Consider the following 14,952-nt stretch of genomic DNA (forward strand, 5'->3'; position numbering starts at 1 on the left):
GAGATCGTCAGAGAAAGAACGGCGTAGGGCCATGCCTGCCTTAGAATGGGCCAGAGGAACGACTCGCGTATCCAAGGAAATTGCGGAAACAGCGAACCCAGTCCGTAGTAGAGCAGCCAGAGCTGGAGCAGCAGCGGCGTGCCGCGAATAATCGTGCAGAACACCTTGGCCGGCACACTCAAGATCGGCGGGCCGATCACCTGCGCAAGGCCGAGGGGAATGGCCAGCGCGATGCCCAGCACCGACGTTACCACGAGCAGCCAGATGGTCCGCCATATGCCTTGCAAAGCCAGCGGCAGATAGGCGGGCAGCCAATCCCAGCGCATGAGGAAAATCGATGCCACTACGACAACCAGCGCGATCAGGATCAGCGCTATGCGGTGCGGCTGCATCCACAGCGAGGCCCGTGCGGCGGCGTCAATGACCGGAGTTTCGGCGGCCATCAATGCGATCCCGCGATCGAGGGCATGCCGCGTCGTGCCCAGCGCTCAACGCGCCCGATAGCGATGTTGGAGACGAGGGTCAGGACGAGATAGAGCGCGCCCGCCGCCATGAAGAAGGTGAAATAAGCCTTCGTCGCGCCGGCTGCCGTCCGTGTGGTTTGGGTCAGTTCATTGACGCCGACGATCGCGAGAAGCGCGGTGTCCTTGGTGGCGATCAGCCACAGATTTGCCAACCCCGGAATGGCGAAGGGCAGCATCGCCGGCAGCGTTATACGCCTGAGAAGCAGGCCGGGAGGCATTCCATACGCCCGGGCGGCTTCGATCTGGCCTTGCGGAATGGCGCGGATCGCGCCGCGCAAGACTTCGGTGGAGTAGGCGCCCTGCACGACCCCGAGCACACCTATGCCGGCCACAACCCCGTTGATATCGATCGCGGCATAGCCGAGCGCGGTAAGCAACTGGTTGATGAGGTCGGTACCAGCGAAATAAAGCAGCAGGATCAGGACCAACTCGGGCACGGCGCGGACCACTGTGGTGTAGACTTCCAGCAGGTCACGGACCACCGGCCCGCCATAGAGCTTGCCATAGGCGCCGCCGACGCCGATCACAAGACCCACCCCAAAGGAACCGAAGGCAATTCCGACCGAGTTTGCCAGCCCGTGCAGAAGGTTGAGACCCCTGCCGTTCGGCGGTTCGAAGGACAGCAATTCCAGCGAACTGGCTCCGAACATGGTGGCGAGAACGTCGCTCAGCTTATGTCCCCCTGGACTTCCGGGTTGAGGCGCCAATGATGTATCAAGCCGGACGTGCCATCGCGACGATGGCGGCTAGGCCTGCCCGGCTTGATGCCGCTGCCGTCAGTTGGACTGCGACTCGCCGCCGTAGATGTCGAAGTCGAAGTACTTCCTGGTGATTTCGGCATACTTGCCATTGGCTCGGATGGCCTTGATTGCGGCATTGAGCTTATCCTTGAGCTCGGTGTCGCCTTGGCGTACGCCGGCGCCGACGCCAGGCCCGAGCACTTCCAGGTCCGGTGCGACATAACCCTTGAGGTCGCAGCACGCTTTGCCTTGATCCGACTTCAAAAATGCGTCGAGCGCGATCGAATCGGCCTGGGTGGCATCGATCCGGCCGGCGGCGAGATCCTGATTTGCCTCGTCCTGCGTCTGGTATTCCTTGATTTCCGCAGCGTCGGTGAAGTGCTTCTTGGCGTAGGCGGCGTGCACCGTGGAGGCCTGAACGCCGACTATCTTGCCCTTCAGCCCCTCCGGCGTCGCATCGAATTTCTGATCCTTGGCCCCGATCACCGCGGTCGGCGTGTTATAATATTTGTCGGAGAAGTCGATTTCCTTCTTGCGTTCGTCGGTAATGGACATCGAATTCATGATTGCATCGATCTTCTTGGTTTTAAGCGCCGGGATAAGGCCGTCCCATGGGACTGGCGTCAGTACGCAATCCAGCTTGGCTTCGGCGCAGATGGCGTTGACGATGTCGACTTCCCAGCCGCCCCACTTGCCGGAGGCATCCTGCGAGTAAAACGGCGGATAGGCTTCAGGCGAAAATCCCACCTTGATCTGTTCCGCGCTTGCCGAAAATGCACCCGACAATGCGATCAGCGTGGCCGCGAGCACCGTTTTGAGAAAAGGTTTCATTTCTTTCAGTTCTCCCGTTTTTTGCTTTGACGTTCCCGTCTGCTTTTCTCGCAAGTCATCCAACATTGCGCAGAAACTGCTTCAGTCTTTCGGATCTGGGTGCGCCGAAAACCTGTTCCGGCGGCCCTTGTTCCTCGACCAGCCCGTTATGGAGGTAGACGACATGCGTCGCGACCTCGCGGGCAAACTTCATCTCATGGGTGACCAGCACCATGGTGCGACCTTCGCGCGCCAGGTCGCCGATCACCTTCAGCACCTCACCGACCAGCTCCGGGTCGAGCGCCGAGGTCGGCTCATCGAACAGCATGACGCGCGGATTGATGGCCAGCGCCCTGGCGATCGCGGCGCGCTGTTGTTGGCCGCCCGACAGATAGGCGGGATAGACGTCGCGTTTTTCGGCAAGGCCGACGCGGGCGAGCAGCTTTTCCGCCTCGCCGATCGCCACATCGCGCTTGACGCCGAGCACATGCACGGGAACCTCGATGACGTTCTCGATCAACGTCATGTGGCTCCACAGATTGAAGTTCTGGAAGACCATGCCGAGCTTGGAGCGGATGCGTTCGATCTGCTTGCGGTCGGCGGGCACGGTGTGGCCGTGGCTGTCGGCCTTCAACCGGATCTGCTCGCCATTGACGCGGATGATGCCGCTGGTCGGGTTCTCCAGGCAGTTGATGCAGCGCAGCAGCGTGGATTTGCCCGAGCCTGAGCCGCCGATGATCGCGATCACCTCGCCGTCGCGCGCCGACAGCGAAACGCCCTTCAGTACGTGCAGGTTGCCGAAATTCTTGTGCAGGTTCTCGACGTGGATGGCTTCGGCAGCGCCGTTTTGCGCCTGATGCTTCAGGGCGGTGACCGGCGCTGTCATCGTCGCGGCGCCCCGCGGAGCGACCGAGGCAGTCCTTGCTGGAATTTTTTACCCATTACCCGTCACTGGACAGCGTTCCGATTCTCAAGATGGACCGTTCCGCTTGCCTCCGTCAACCGCAGTTTTTGGACCATTGATCACCGCCTGCCGAGTGGCTATTGGCAGGAGGGGCGCATTTCAGGAGAATTTAGTGGGCAAAGCATACGGGTCGCAGTCGATGGCCGGGACGCTGCAGCGCGTGCTGATGCGCTCCGCCGCCAGCGCCATGCGTCGGGCCGAAGCGCTGGATTGGCACTATGGCCCCGGCTTCGATCCGCAAAAAGCGGCGGCCCAGCATGATGCGCTGGCCAGGCTGATTTCTGTCTCAGGCGCCGAAATCGAATGGCTGAGCGACGCCGATGACGGGCTTGCCGATTCGGTCTTCACCCACGATCCCTCGCTGATGACCGACCACGGCGCGGTTATCCTCGCTATGGGCAAGGCGCTGCGCCGGCCCGAGCCAGGCCTGCACGAGGCAGCCTATGGGCGCATGGGCATCCCCATCCTCGGTCGTATCGACGCTCCCGGCCAGGTCGAGGGCGGCGACTGCGTGTGGGTGGATGCAAACACGCTGGCCGTCGGCCGCGGCGTGCGCACCAATCAGCTCGGCATCCAGCAGCTCTCCAACCTGCTTTCGCCCAAGGGTATCCAGGTCTACGGCTTCGACCTGCCGCTCTGGCAAGGCGAGGAGGCCTGCCTGCACCTGATGTCGGTGATCAGCCCGCTCGCCGACGATCTGGCGCTGGTCTATGCGCCCCTCCTGCCGGTCGCCTTCCACCAGATGCTGCGCGAACGCGGCATTCGGCTGGTCGAGGGCGACGCCGACGAATTCTTCGCCTCGAATGGGCTCAGCCTCAACGTCCTGCCGACCGCGCCGCGCCAGGTTATCGCCGTTGCCGGTTTTCCGAAGACGGCGGCTGCCATGCAGGCCGCTGGCTGTACGGTCTCGACATTCGAGGCCGATGCGCTGTGCATTGCCTGCGAGGGCGGCCCGACCTGCCTCACACGCCCGGTGCTAAGACAATGACGACCATCGGCGAAGCGCTCATCACCTTGCTCGAAGCGCACGGCGTCGACACAGTCTTCGGCATTCCCGGCGTACACACGGTCGAGCTCTATGGCGGGCTTGCGCGGTCGAACATCCGTCACGTCACGCCGCGCCACGAGCAGGGCGCCGGCTTCATGGCTGACGGCTATGCGCGCGCCAGCGGCAGGCCGGGCATCGCCTTCGTCATCACCGGGCCGGGGCTGACCAACACCATCACCGCCATGGGCCAGGCGCGCGCCGATTCGGTGCCGATGCTGGTAATCTCGGGCGTCAACGCCACACCGACGCTTGGCAAAGGCCTTGGCCATCTGCATGAACTGCCAGACCAGCGTGGCATGATGGAGAAGGTGGCGCTGTTTTCGCACCGTGTCACCGACGCCGGCGAGCTGCCCGGCGTGCTCGCCCGCGCCTTTGCGCTGTTTTCATCCTCGCGTCCGGGTCCGGTGCATATCGAGATCCCGACCGATGTCATGAGCCTGCCTGCCAACGGCATCGTGCCGCTGCTGCGGAATTCAGCGCCGCCCGAGCCGGATGTGGCGGCAATTGCCGGGGCGGCAAGGCTGTGCGCGTCTGCCCGCCGGCCGCTTATCCTGGCCGGCGGCGGCGCCAAAGCGGCCGAAGCGCCGTTGCAGCGCCTTGCCGAGAGGTTGGGAGCGCCGGTCGTCCAGACCGCCAATGCGCGCGGCCTGCTCTATCGCCATCCGCTTGGCGTGCCGGCCAGCCCCAGCCTGAAGGCGGTGCGTGCGCTGATGGCCGGCGCCGATCTGGTCATTGCCGCCGGCACCGAATTCGGTCCGACCGACTATGATGGCTATGGCGACGGCGGTTTTGTCCTGCCTGCCAATCTGATCCGCATCGACATCGGCGCCGACCAGCTTGCCCGCCGGCCGGCCCGGATTTCGATCCAGGCCGATTGCGGTGCAGCGCTCGAGGCGCTGGGTGCCGAACTCGGCACGGGCCAGGCGCAATCGGTCGACGGCGCCGCTCGCGCCGCCGCGACGCGGCAAGCGGCCTTTGCCGAGATCGGCCCGGCTATGCAGGCGCAACTGCGCGCCGTCGAGACGATCCGCGATGCGCTGCCTGGCGCGATCATCGTCGGCGATTCGACCCAGCCGGTCTACGCCGCCAACCTCTATTACGATCATGACCGGCCGGGCGGCTGGTTCAACGCGGCCACCGGCTTCGGCGCGCTCGGCTATGGCCCGCCGGCGGCGATCGGCGCCGTCCTTGCCAGGCCTGAGGCGCCGGTCGTTTGCCTCACCGGCGACGGCGGCTTCCAGTTCACCCTGCCGGAACTGGGCGCCGCGCTCGACGCTGCGGCGCCGGTGATCTTCGCCGTCTGGAACAATCGCGGCTACCGCGAGATCGAAACCTCGATGCTCGACGTCGGCGTCGAGCCGGTCGGCGTCTCCCCGGCACCGCCGGATTTCTGCAAATTGGCCGAAGCCTACGGCATTGCCGCCGAGCGGATTTCCGGCGCCGGCGGCTTGGCGGACGCGCTTGGGCGCGCGCGGGCGACTGGAAGACCTTACGTCATCGAGATTTTGGTTGAGTGATCGCGCGAAAGGCGCGACCTTCGGCATCGGCGGCGCGCAATGACGGAGCGGTCGAATATGACGGAAACACTGGACGGCAGACATATCGTGGTGACCGGCGGCACCGGTGCCCTTGGCGGCGCGGTCGTAGGGAACCTGCTGGAGCAGGGCGCGATCTGCCATGTGCCCAACGCTCACGCTGCCGCGCCTGCACATTTCCCCTTCCCGGCGCATGACCGCGTCAGGCTGGCCCATAACGTCGACCTCGCCGACCCTGCCAAGGTCGACGCCTTCTATGCCAGCGTTCCGAATTTATGGGCATCGGTGCATCTGGCCGGCGGCTTCACCGCCGCGCCGGTCGAGAAGATCGAGCCTGCCTCCTTCGCCGAGATGATGGACACCAACGCCCGCACCACCTTCCTGTGCTGCCGCGCGGCGATACGCTCGATGCTGGAATCTTCCGTGCCGGGCCGCATCGTCAATGTCACCGCGCGAGCCGGGCTCGATCCGCGGCGCGGCTCCGGCAAGGTGGCCTACGCCGCCGCCAAGGCGGCAGTCGCCGCGATGACCGTGGCGATGGCCGAAGAGCTGAAGGGCAACGGCATTCTGGTCAACGCCGTGGCGCCCTCGACGCTCGACACGCCGGCCAACCGGGCTGACATGCCGAACGCAGATTTCAGCAGATGGGTCAGCCTTGAAGCGGCCGCCGAGGCCATTGCCTATCTCGCCTCGCCGGCCAACATGGCCATCAGCGGCACGCTGGTGCCGCTTTACGGCAGGGCCTGAGCCTGCGGTCCGTCGCAAAGATCACAAGCAAAAGCCCCGCCTGATCGTTCCGGCGGGGCTCTCTTGTTTCGTTTATAACCCGCGCGAAGCGCGGTGTTGGCTTAGCTGCCCTGCTTCTTCAGCGCGGCGCCAAGGATGTCGCCCAGTGAAGCGCCGGAGTCGGTCGAACCGTATTGGGCGACCGCTTCCTTCTCTTCGGCGATTTCCAGCGCCTTGATGGAGACCTGCAGTTTGCGGGTCTTCTTGTCGAAGGCGATGACGCGGGCGTCGACCTTCTGGCCGACGGTGAAGCGCTCGGGGCGCTGCTCGTCGCGGTCACGGCTGAGGTCGGAGCGCTTGATGAAGGTCTCGATGCCGCTGTCGACCAGCCGCACTTCCAGACCGCCATCCTTCACGCCGATAACCTCGCAGGTGACGACTGCGTTCTTGCGCAGTTCGCCTGACGTCGCTGCCTCGCCGACCGTATCCTTGGCCAACTGCTTGATGCCGAGCGAGATGCGTTCCTTGTCGATATCGACGTCGAGCACCTGCGCCTTGACCATGTCGCCGCGATTGTACTCCTCGATCACCTGCTCGCCCGGACGGGTCCAGTCGAGGTCGGAAAGGTGGACCATGCCGTCGACGTCGCCTTCGAGGCCGATGAACAGGCCGAACTCGGTCTTGTTCTTGACCTCGCCCTCAACCTGGCTTCCGACCGGATGGCTGCGCGCGAAGGCTTCCCACGGGTTTTCCAGCGTCTGCTTGAGGCCGAGCGAGATGCGGCGCTTGGCCGGATCGACTTCGAGCACCACCACGTCGACTTCCTGCGTCGTCGACAGGATCTTGCCGGGATGCACGTTCTTCTTGGTCCACGACATTTCCGAAACGTGGATGAGGCCTTCGATGCCCGGCTCCAGCTCGACGAACGCGCCGTAGTCGGTGATGTTGGTGACGGTACCCTTGATCTTCTTGCCGATCGGGAACTTGGTGCCGATCTCGGACCACGGATCGCTCTCGAGCTGCTTCATGCCGAGCGAGATGCGGTGGGTTTCCTGGTTGATGCGGATGATCTGCACCTTGACCGTCTGGCCGATGTTGAGGATTTCGGTCGGATGGTTGACGCGGCGCCAGGCCATGTCGGTGACGTGCAGCAGCCCATCGATGCCGCCGAGGTCGACGAACGCACCATAGTCGGTGATGTTCTTGACGACGCCTTCGACTACCTGGCCCTCTTCGAGGTTCTGCACGATTTCCGAACGCTGTTCGGCGCGGCTTTCCTCGAGCACGGTGCGGCGCGACACCACGATGTTGCCGCGGCGGCGATCCATCTTGAGGATCTCGAAGGGCTGCGGGTTGTGCATCAGCGGCGAGACGTCGCGGATCGGGCGGATGTCGACCTGGCTGCGCGGCAGGAAGGCCACGGCGCCGTCGAGGTCGACGGTGAAGCCGCCCTTGACCTGGTTGAAGATGACGCCTTCGACGCGTTCGCCCTTGGTGAACTTCTCTTCGAGACGGACCCAGCTCTCTTCGCGGCGGGCCTTTTCACGCGACAGCATGGCTTCGCCAAGCGCGTTCTCGATACGCTCGACATAGACCTCGACCGTGTCGCCGACCTTGAGCGTCGTGTCCTTGCCCTTGACGCCGAATTCCTTCAGCGGCACGCGGCCTTCGACCTTGAGGCCGACGTCGATGATGGCCATGTCCTTCTCAATGGCAGTGATGATGCCCTTGACGACTTGGCCTTCGCCGGAATGGCCGGCGGAAAATGATTCTTCGAGCAGGCTCGCGAAATCATCGCGAGTGGGATTTGCAACTGACATAGTTTCTCCTGGAATGCCCCGCAATCTGTCGCGGGGCCGGCGCCGTGGGTTAGCGTTGCGTTGGCCTGCCGGCGTTCCGGGCAAAAAGCCCTTGGCCGCCTTTGAGCGGCAATTCCGGCGCATGAAGAATGCTGGCAGGCTGGTTCACGCCCGATATGGGAATTCTTTTTGTCGCCGGCAATCGGCGGCGGCAGGAAAACCCAGGCTCAGGCTTTGTTTCTCTTGGCCAGGACGTCGTCGATGATCGCCCGTGCTGCCAGAAACGCGGCTTCTATAGCCATTTCCGACGTGTCGAGCAAGTGCGCGTCGACGGCCGGCTTCAATGGCGAGTCCACGCGGCCCATGTCGCGCTCGTCGCGGCGCACGATATCGGCAAGGATTTCGTCAAAATTGGCAGTGCCGCCGATGCTCTCGATTTCATCCAGCCGCCGCTTTGCCCGCACCTCGGCACTGGCCGTGACATAGAGTTTTACGTCGGCATCGGGACAGACGACGGTGCCGATGTCGCGGCCGTCGAGCACCGCGCCAGGCGGTGTTCTTGCGAAGTCACGCTGTTTCTCTACCAGGATGCGCCGCACCGACGGGATCACTGCCACTTTCGAAGCCGCCTCGCCAACGGCGTGTGCCGAAAGCACTGCGCGGTCGAGCTTTGCCGGATCGACCTGCCGGGCCGCGGTTTCAGCGGCCGAAACATTGTCGAGCGGCAGGCCGAGCCGGAGCAGCGCATGCGCCACCGCGCGATAGGTAAGGCCGGTGTCGAGCAGGTTCAGCCGATAGTGATCGGCGAGCCGTCGGGCCAGCGTGCCCTTGCCGGCGCCGGCGGGGCCGTCGATGGCGATGCTGAAGGGGGTGCTCATCGGCTGCCTGCCGCCTTTGTCCACTTGGCAACAGGCCACCGCGCCTTCGTCATCCCAGGGCGCAGCGATCGCGTAGCGGAGCGAAGACCCTGGGATCCATGCCGTAACATCAGCCGAAGAATGCTGTGAACCAGAATTCTGCACCGTTGCGATGCTCTGACGTCACGGCATGGATCCTGGGGCCTTCGCCGCGTCGCTTCGCTCCTTGCTTCGCCCCAGGATGACGAAGGGGAGGATGTTGGCGCCCAATCTCCAAGGTTTGCGATTGCCATCAACTGTCACTCAATCTCCGCCCCCAGCCCTTTCATCAGCCCCATGAATTCCGGAAAGCTCGTAGCAATCATCGCCTGGTCGTCGATGGTCACAGGTTTTTCCGTCGCCAGCCCCATCACCAGAAAACTCATGGCGATGCGGTGGTCGAGGTGGGTCTGGACGATGGTGCCTTGTCCGTTGGGGTGCTGGCCGAGGCCCTTGCCGCCCGGCTTTCCACGCACGACAAGCGAGGCCTCGCCCTCGGTGCAGTCGACGCCGTTGAGCGTTAGCCCGTTGGCGACCGCCGACAGCCGGTCGGATTCCTTCACCCGAAGCTCTTCCAGCCCGAGCATGAGCGTTTCGCCCTCGGCGAAGCTCGCCGCCACGGCAAGCACCGGATACTCGTCGATCATGGTCGGCGCCCGTTCGGGCGGCACGGTGACGCCCTTCAGCTCGGAATAGCGCACGCGCAGGTCGGCGACGTCCTCGCCGCCTTCGTTGCGCGGGTCGATTATGTCGATGCGCGCGCCCATTTCCTGCAGCGTCAACAGAAGTCCGGTGCGGGTCGGGTTCATCAGCACGTTTTCGATTGTAATGTCCGAGCCCGGCACGATCAGCGCCGCCACCAGTGGAAAGCCCGCCGAGGAGGGGTCGCCTGGCACCGCGATGGTCTGCCCGGTGAGCTTCCCCTGGCCTTCGATGAAAATGTGGCGCACGCCGCGCTCGTCGGTCTCGACCGACAGATTGGCGCCGAATCCCTTGAGCATCTTTTCGGTGTGATCGCGCGTCATCACCGGCTCGATGACGGTGGTGATGCCCGGCGTGTTCAGCCCAGCCAGCAGCACCGCCGACTTGACTTGTGCCGATGCCATCGGCACGCGGTAGGTGATCGGCGCGGCGTGCTTAGGCCCGTGCAGCGTGATCGGCATGCGATCGCCAGGCGTCGCCTTCAGCACCTGCACGCCCATCTGGCGCAGCGGCTCGAGCACGCGGCCCATCGGCCGGCCGGACAGCGAGGCGTCGCCGACGAAGGTGGTTTCCATGTCATAGGTGCCGACCAGGCCCATGGTGAGGCGGGAGCCCGTGCCGGCATTGCCGAAATCGAGTGGGCCTTCCGGCTGCAGCAGCGCGCCATTGCCGGTGCCGCGGATCACCCATTCGGTGCCATGCTTCTCGATATGAGCGCCCATCGCCTTCATGGCAGCGCCCGTACGCATTACGTCCTCGCCTTCCAGCAGTCCGGTGATGCGGGTTTCGCCAGAGGCCAGGCCACCGAACATGAACGAGCGGTGCGAGATCGACTTGTCGCCCGGCACCCGTGCCGCACCTGAAAGGCCAGATGATTTGCGGGCGGTGGCCTGTTTCGGGGCAGCAGCGTGCGACATGGTTCTTTCCTGGAAACGCCGGCGCCCGGCTATTTTCTTCTGGTTTGCGCGGTCTCCTACCATGGCGGACCGAAATGGTCATCCCTTTGGTACGAAGGCCATCGAATTCACGCTTTTTGGGACGCCGGCTTTTCGCTTTGACAGCGCCGTAAACTCTGGTTAAGGGGACCAAACTTTCATCGACGAGGCTTGCTGTGGCAAAACCCGAACTTGGCACCAAACGCATCGACCCGGAGACGGGTCGAAAATTCTATGACTTGAACAAGGACCCGATCGTCTCGCCTTATACGGGCAAGAGCTATCCGCGCTCCTATTTCGAAGAAGGCAAGATCGCCGCCCTCGAGGAAGAAGAGGAAGTTGCCGAAAAGGAAGTGGACGCCGAGGAGGAAGAGGGCGTCGAGGTCGTCTCGCTCGAAGAGGCGGACGAGGACGCGAAGGCCGACGAGCTTCCCGATCTCGCCGATGACGAGGACGACGTCGACCTTGGCGATGATGAGGATGACACATTCCTCGCCGACGAGGAGGAAGAAGACGATGACGTTGCCGACATGATCGGCGTCGGCGACGACGACGACGAAGTCTGAGCGAACCGCATTCGCCGGCTTTCGCCGCGCCGCCTAGAAAAAGCGGTCGTTGAAGGCTTGATATTGACTGAAGGCGGGGTTAGAAGCCGCCTGCACGAACGGCGCGGTCTAGAACCCGCGCCGGATCTCTTCGCCGGAAACGGCGCCGGCGAACTGCCGGAGTGGGGCCATAGCTCAGTTGGGAGAGCGCTTGAATGGCATTCAAGAGGTCGTCGGTTCGATTCCGATTGGCTCCACCAGTTCTCTCCGCGAAAATCAGCAGAACGGCTGCCCGTCCCGGGCTGGCCGCCATCTGTCGCGGACCTAGCTGAGACAACTAGCCGACCTCGGCTCGCCGTCCATCCAAAATGGTGAGCCCGTGCCCGGTCTGGACCAGGCAGCGGGCTGAAACGACCGCTGAGCAAGACTCCGTTACTTGTTGCAGTTCTGCATATCCGACGTCATGGCGCCGCTTGGGGTGTTGTTGTCGGTGTCGTTGCCTGCCGTATCCTTGCAGCGGTCCCCCATACCGTTTGTCTGCGGCGTGGTGGCGTTCGTTGCATTCGGATCGATCTGGTTCGGCGTAGTGGTACTGGTCCCGTTGTTGCCGCTGTTGCCGGCGGTGCCCGTGTCGACGCCGGTATTGCCGTTCATACCAGTTCCGCCAGTTCCCGAACCGGTTGATTGTGCCATGGCAGATGTGGCCAGGCCGATAGCAAGTAGGGATGCAGAGAGAATTTTCATCATCTTAGTGTCTCCATCGAGTTGCATCGCTGGATCGCGATCTATACCCAACGAGAGTTTTTCCAGGATGTTCCGTTCGACAGAAATAGTGATCGATACAGTCATTATGAGAGCTTTGTTGTTCGTCGTTTCGCGAATGGCGCCACGACAGCGGTAAAAGTCGAGCCGCAAGCCGGTGTGTTGCCGGACGCCAGCACCAGCGGCTCGTCGGGCAGGCCATGGACGATCAGCTCCGGGGTCGAGAGCGGGGATGCAGCATGCCGAGGTAGATCTCGCTGGCGGCGAGTGCTCTTTCCAGCAATGGCGAATTCATCCCGATGAGATCCACCTCAACCTCCGGATAAGGGCTGCGAAACATCCGCACCGCCTCCTTATCGAATCGAAACGGCCCGTTTCATTCCAATCCTCTACGATCCTTGATCGTGAGCAGCATCCAGCCTGTGCGCAACACGGAGCGCTCTGCCATGGGCGCTCGACGGGCTGCCACCCCGTTGATAAGCCCTCTCCTTAAGGAGAGTCGAAGACATGACGGTTGCGATCGAGATGGGCCACACGAGCGCAGGCGCCCCGGCGGCGCTGGATCTTGAGGAACTGCTGGCGACGCGCCTTTTGGTGCAGGGCAATTCGGGCTCCGGCAAGTCCCACCTGCTGCGCCGGCTCTTGGAGCAGAGTGCGCCCTGGGTGCAGCAGACCATCATCGACCCCGAAGGCGACTTCGTGACACTGGGCAACCGTTTTGGCCACCTGGTGATCGACGCCGAGGAGCATACCGAGCGCGGCCTGCAGAGCGCCGGCGAGCGGGCGCGCATCCACCGCGTCTCCACGGTGCTCAATCTCGAGGGGCTCGACGCCGAGAACCAGATGCGGCGCGCCGCCGCCTTCCTCGGCGGGCTTTTCGAGGTCGCCCGCGACCACTGGTATCCGATGCTGGTGGTGGTGGACGAGGCGCAGCTGTTCGCGCCGGCGGTTGCCGGCGAGGTTTCGGACGAGGCGCGTAAGCTCTCGCTCGGCGCCATGACCAATCTGATGTGCCGTGGCCGCAAGCGTGGGCTGGCCGGCATTATCGCCACCCAGCGGCTGGCCAAGCTCGCCAAGAACGTCGCCGCCGAGGCTTCCAATTTCCTCATGGGCCGGACCTTTCTCGATATCGACATGGCGCGCGCGGCCGACCTGCTCGGCATGGAGCGGCGCCAGGCGGAAGCCTTTCGCGACCTCGAGCGCGGGCAGTTCATGGCGCTCGGCCCGGCGCTGTCGCGCCGCCCGCTCGGCTTGCGCATCGGCCCGACCGATACAAGCCCGCGCAACGCGACCCCGCGCCTGATGCCGCTGCCGGAATCGGGACTGGAGGACGCGCGCGCGATCATCCTGGCGGCCCCGCCGCCCGAAACCGTCCGGCCGCAGCGCCGGTCGTCGCCGGATCTGCTCGATCAGCTGATGGCGGCAAAATCGGCGGCGCTCGAAATCCGCCCCGAAGCGGTGGAGCGGCCGATCAGCGCCGAGGATTTGGCGGAGCGGCGCGAGCGCGTCGACCGGGTGCTGCGCGCCGTACTGGCGCAGCCAGATGCCGGCTTCCGCGTCATCGGCGTGCTCTATCAGGAGTTCGTGGTCCGCTGCCGCATAGAGGGCCTCGCCTCGGTCGTGCCGGACCTGCCCGCGTTCCGCCGCATGCTGACGCGCGCCCGCGCCGGCCTCGGCTCCGACATGGCCGACGATGACGCCTGGCAAGATGTCTCGGCGCGCGCCTCGCTGCTGCCCGAGGATATGCAGGGCGTGTTCATGATGATCGCCCGCGCGGCCAAGGAGGGGTGGCCCTGCCCGAGCGACGCGGCCATCGCCCGCGCCTACGGCTCGCACTCCCTACGCCGCGCTCGGCGCCTGCTGACCTATATCGAGGAGCAGGGGCTGATCGTCTGCCAGCTCGACGGGGTCGGAAGGCGGACGGTGACGCTGGTCGAACTGGCCTGGGCGACGGCGCCGGGCGATCCGAATGCCGAGGAGGTGGAGCAGGGCAGTTTGGTGGGATGATGGGGAGGGCGATTTGGGCGAAAGCTGGCGTCGCTCAACAGCAGCAAAGCCAAAAGCGGTCATCGCCGAAGCATTGCTCAGACGTCGCGTTTGGGCCGAAAGTGGACCGGCGGCTTCTTGGTGCGAGATGTGAGTGAGCCGGCGGTCTGCACGGCAAAGGGTTTGTCCTGATCTGGACCCAACGCAGTCAATTAGTGCTGCCAATATCTGGCGGTGGATGTTTTCTTTGCTCACGATGAGCGACGAATGTTCGGTAGGGCAGAGGAGGTGGGGAGGTAACGCAACGTCCCGTTAGCACGGCCGCCCGCTAGACTAACTCGCTGCCATCAGGACGGTACTCTCCGGCGACCACCGCAGCACCACTTCCTGGCCCTCCGCCAGCTTGTCAGCACCGGTGTTCTGCACGATGACTTTCAGTATCTGTCCGCCACGTTCGACGAAGTAGGTGCTGCTATTGCCGGCAAAGATGCGTTTCGACACTTCCCCCCGCAGCACGTTCGCACTGGCCGTATCCGGAGCCGCAGCATCGGTGAAGATGCGGATCCGTTCGGGCCGTACGGCGCAACTGGCCTTTGCACCAGGGGCAAGGTTGGCGCCAGATCCAGCGAAAATCGCCGTGCCGTCCGGCAGCCGGATGCCGTTGCCTGTGCTCTCGCCACGAAAAATGTTGGCATCGCCGAGGAAGGTGGCGGCGAACTCGCTCTTCGGCCGATTGTAGATCTCCTCGGGCGGGCCTTCCTGCACCAGCTTGCCGTCGCGCAGAATGCCGACGCGGTCGCTCATCGTCAGCGCTTCTTCCTGGTCGTGGGTGACGAAGATGGTGGTGATGCCGATCTCGCGTTGGATGCGCTTGAGCTCGATCTGCATTCCGACGCGCAGCGCTTTGTCGAGAGCGCCGAGCGGCTCGTCGAGCAGAAGCACACGCGGCTTGGTGATGATGGCGCGAGCGAGCGCCACCC

At 64.0% G+C, this 14,952-nt stretch carries 14 protein-coding genes and 1 tRNA gene; 6 read left to right on the top strand and 9 right to left on the bottom strand.

Features of this window, described 5'->3' with window-relative positions; genetic code table 11:
- The 4 genes from NKJ72_RS30185 to NKJ72_RS30200 form a co-directional block, all read right to left on the bottom strand.
- The coding region (locus NKJ72_RS30185; protein ID WP_352480692.1) for an ABC transporter permease subunit at positions 1–443 on the bottom strand (443 nt) is incomplete at its 3' end.
- Positions 443–1,174, bottom strand: coding sequence for an ABC transporter permease (locus NKJ72_RS30190; protein WP_254816058.1), 732 nt, complete (start codon positions 1,172–1,174; stop codon positions 443–445). The genes NKJ72_RS30185 and NKJ72_RS30190, both read right to left, overlap by 1 nt.
- A 126-nt stretch (positions 1,175–1,300) precedes the next feature.
- Positions 1,301–2,095, bottom strand: coding sequence for a transporter substrate-binding domain-containing protein (locus NKJ72_RS30195; protein ID WP_352480693.1), 795 nt, complete (start codon positions 2,093–2,095; stop codon positions 1,301–1,303).
- A 55-nt stretch (positions 2,096–2,150) separates the two neighbouring features.
- Complete coding sequence (locus NKJ72_RS30200) at positions 2,151–2,960, bottom strand: ABC transporter ATP-binding protein (protein WP_352480694.1); 810 nt, start codon at positions 2,958–2,960, stop codon at positions 2,151–2,153.
- Positions 2,961–3,177: 217 nt separating this feature from the next.
- On the opposite strand from NKJ72_RS30200, the gene NKJ72_RS30205 reads away from it, so the two are divergent.
- The 3 genes from NKJ72_RS30205 to NKJ72_RS30215 are packed head-to-tail and all read left to right on the top strand — an operon-like array spanning position 3,178 to position 6,368.
- The gene (locus NKJ72_RS30205; RefSeq protein WP_352480702.1) at positions 3,178–4,026 is read left to right on the top strand and encodes a dimethylarginine dimethylaminohydrolase family protein; all 849 of its coding nucleotides are present in this window, start codon (positions 3,178–3,180) and stop codon (positions 4,024–4,026) included.
- Positions 4,023–5,603 (top strand): 5-guanidino-2-oxopentanoate decarboxylase, encoded by a 1,581-nt coding sequence (locus NKJ72_RS30210; protein WP_352480695.1) that lies wholly within the window; start codon positions 4,023–4,025, stop codon positions 5,601–5,603. Before NKJ72_RS30205 ends, NKJ72_RS30210 begins: the two co-directional genes overlap by 4 nt.
- Positions 5,604–5,660: 57 nt before the next feature.
- Positions 5,661–6,368: an SDR family NAD(P)-dependent oxidoreductase gene (locus tag NKJ72_RS30215; protein ID WP_352480696.1), complete on the top strand. Its 708-nt coding sequence runs from the start codon at positions 5,661–5,663 to the stop codon at positions 6,366–6,368.
- 101 nt (positions 6,369–6,469) lie between these two features.
- On the opposite strand, the gene rpsA is transcribed toward NKJ72_RS30215, so the two are convergent.
- The 3 genes from rpsA to aroA all read right to left on the bottom strand — a co-directional run bounded on the left by rpsA (position 6,470) and on the right by aroA (position 10,661).
- Positions 6,470–8,167, bottom strand: a complete 1,698-nt coding sequence (gene rpsA / locus NKJ72_RS30220; RefSeq protein WP_023676278.1) for a 30S ribosomal protein S1 — start codon at positions 8,165–8,167, stop codon at positions 6,470–6,472.
- A gap of 206 nt (positions 8,168–8,373) precedes the next feature.
- Complete coding sequence (gene cmk / locus NKJ72_RS30225) at positions 8,374–9,024, bottom strand: (d)CMP kinase (RefSeq protein ID WP_352480697.1); 651 nt, start codon at positions 9,022–9,024, stop codon at positions 8,374–8,376.
- Between the two features lie 278 nt (positions 9,025–9,302).
- A complete protein-coding gene (gene aroA, locus NKJ72_RS30230; RefSeq protein ID WP_352480698.1) occupies positions 9,303–10,661 on the bottom strand; it encodes a 3-phosphoshikimate 1-carboxyvinyltransferase in 1,359 nt (452 codons plus the stop codon).
- A gap of 194 nt (positions 10,662–10,855) precedes the next feature.
- Between aroA and NKJ72_RS30235 the strand changes: the two genes are divergently transcribed.
- The gene (locus NKJ72_RS30235) at positions 10,856–11,245 is read left to right on the top strand and encodes a TIGR02300 family protein (protein WP_254816066.1); all 390 of its coding nucleotides are present in this window, start codon (positions 10,856–10,858) and stop codon (positions 11,243–11,245) included.
- A gap of 163 nt (positions 11,246–11,408) precedes the next feature.
- Positions 11,409–11,484, top strand: a tRNA-Ala gene (locus NKJ72_RS30240).
- 172 nt (positions 11,485–11,656) lie between these two features.
- Here NKJ72_RS30240 and NKJ72_RS30245 read toward each other — a convergent pair.
- Positions 11,657–12,073, bottom strand: a complete 417-nt coding sequence (locus NKJ72_RS30245; RefSeq protein WP_352480699.1) for a hypothetical protein — start codon at positions 12,071–12,073, stop codon at positions 11,657–11,659.
- 420 nt (positions 12,074–12,493) lie between these two features.
- Here NKJ72_RS30245 and NKJ72_RS30250 point away from each other — a divergent pair, with 420 nt between their 5' ends.
- Complete coding sequence (locus NKJ72_RS30250; protein WP_352480700.1) at positions 12,494–13,993, top strand: helicase HerA domain-containing protein; 1,500 nt, start codon at positions 12,494–12,496, stop codon at positions 13,991–13,993.
- A gap of 312 nt (positions 13,994–14,305) precedes the next feature.
- Here the strand turns inward: NKJ72_RS30250 and NKJ72_RS30255 are convergent.
- Positions 14,306–14,952 (bottom strand): ABC transporter ATP-binding protein (locus tag NKJ72_RS30255; protein ID WP_352480701.1); only part of this gene is annotated, 647 nt, incomplete at its 5' end.

The sequence above is a fragment of the Mesorhizobium sp. M0045 genome, from assembly GCF_040323385.1.
Classification (GTDB): Bacteria; Pseudomonadota; Alphaproteobacteria; order Rhizobiales; family Rhizobiaceae; genus Mesorhizobium.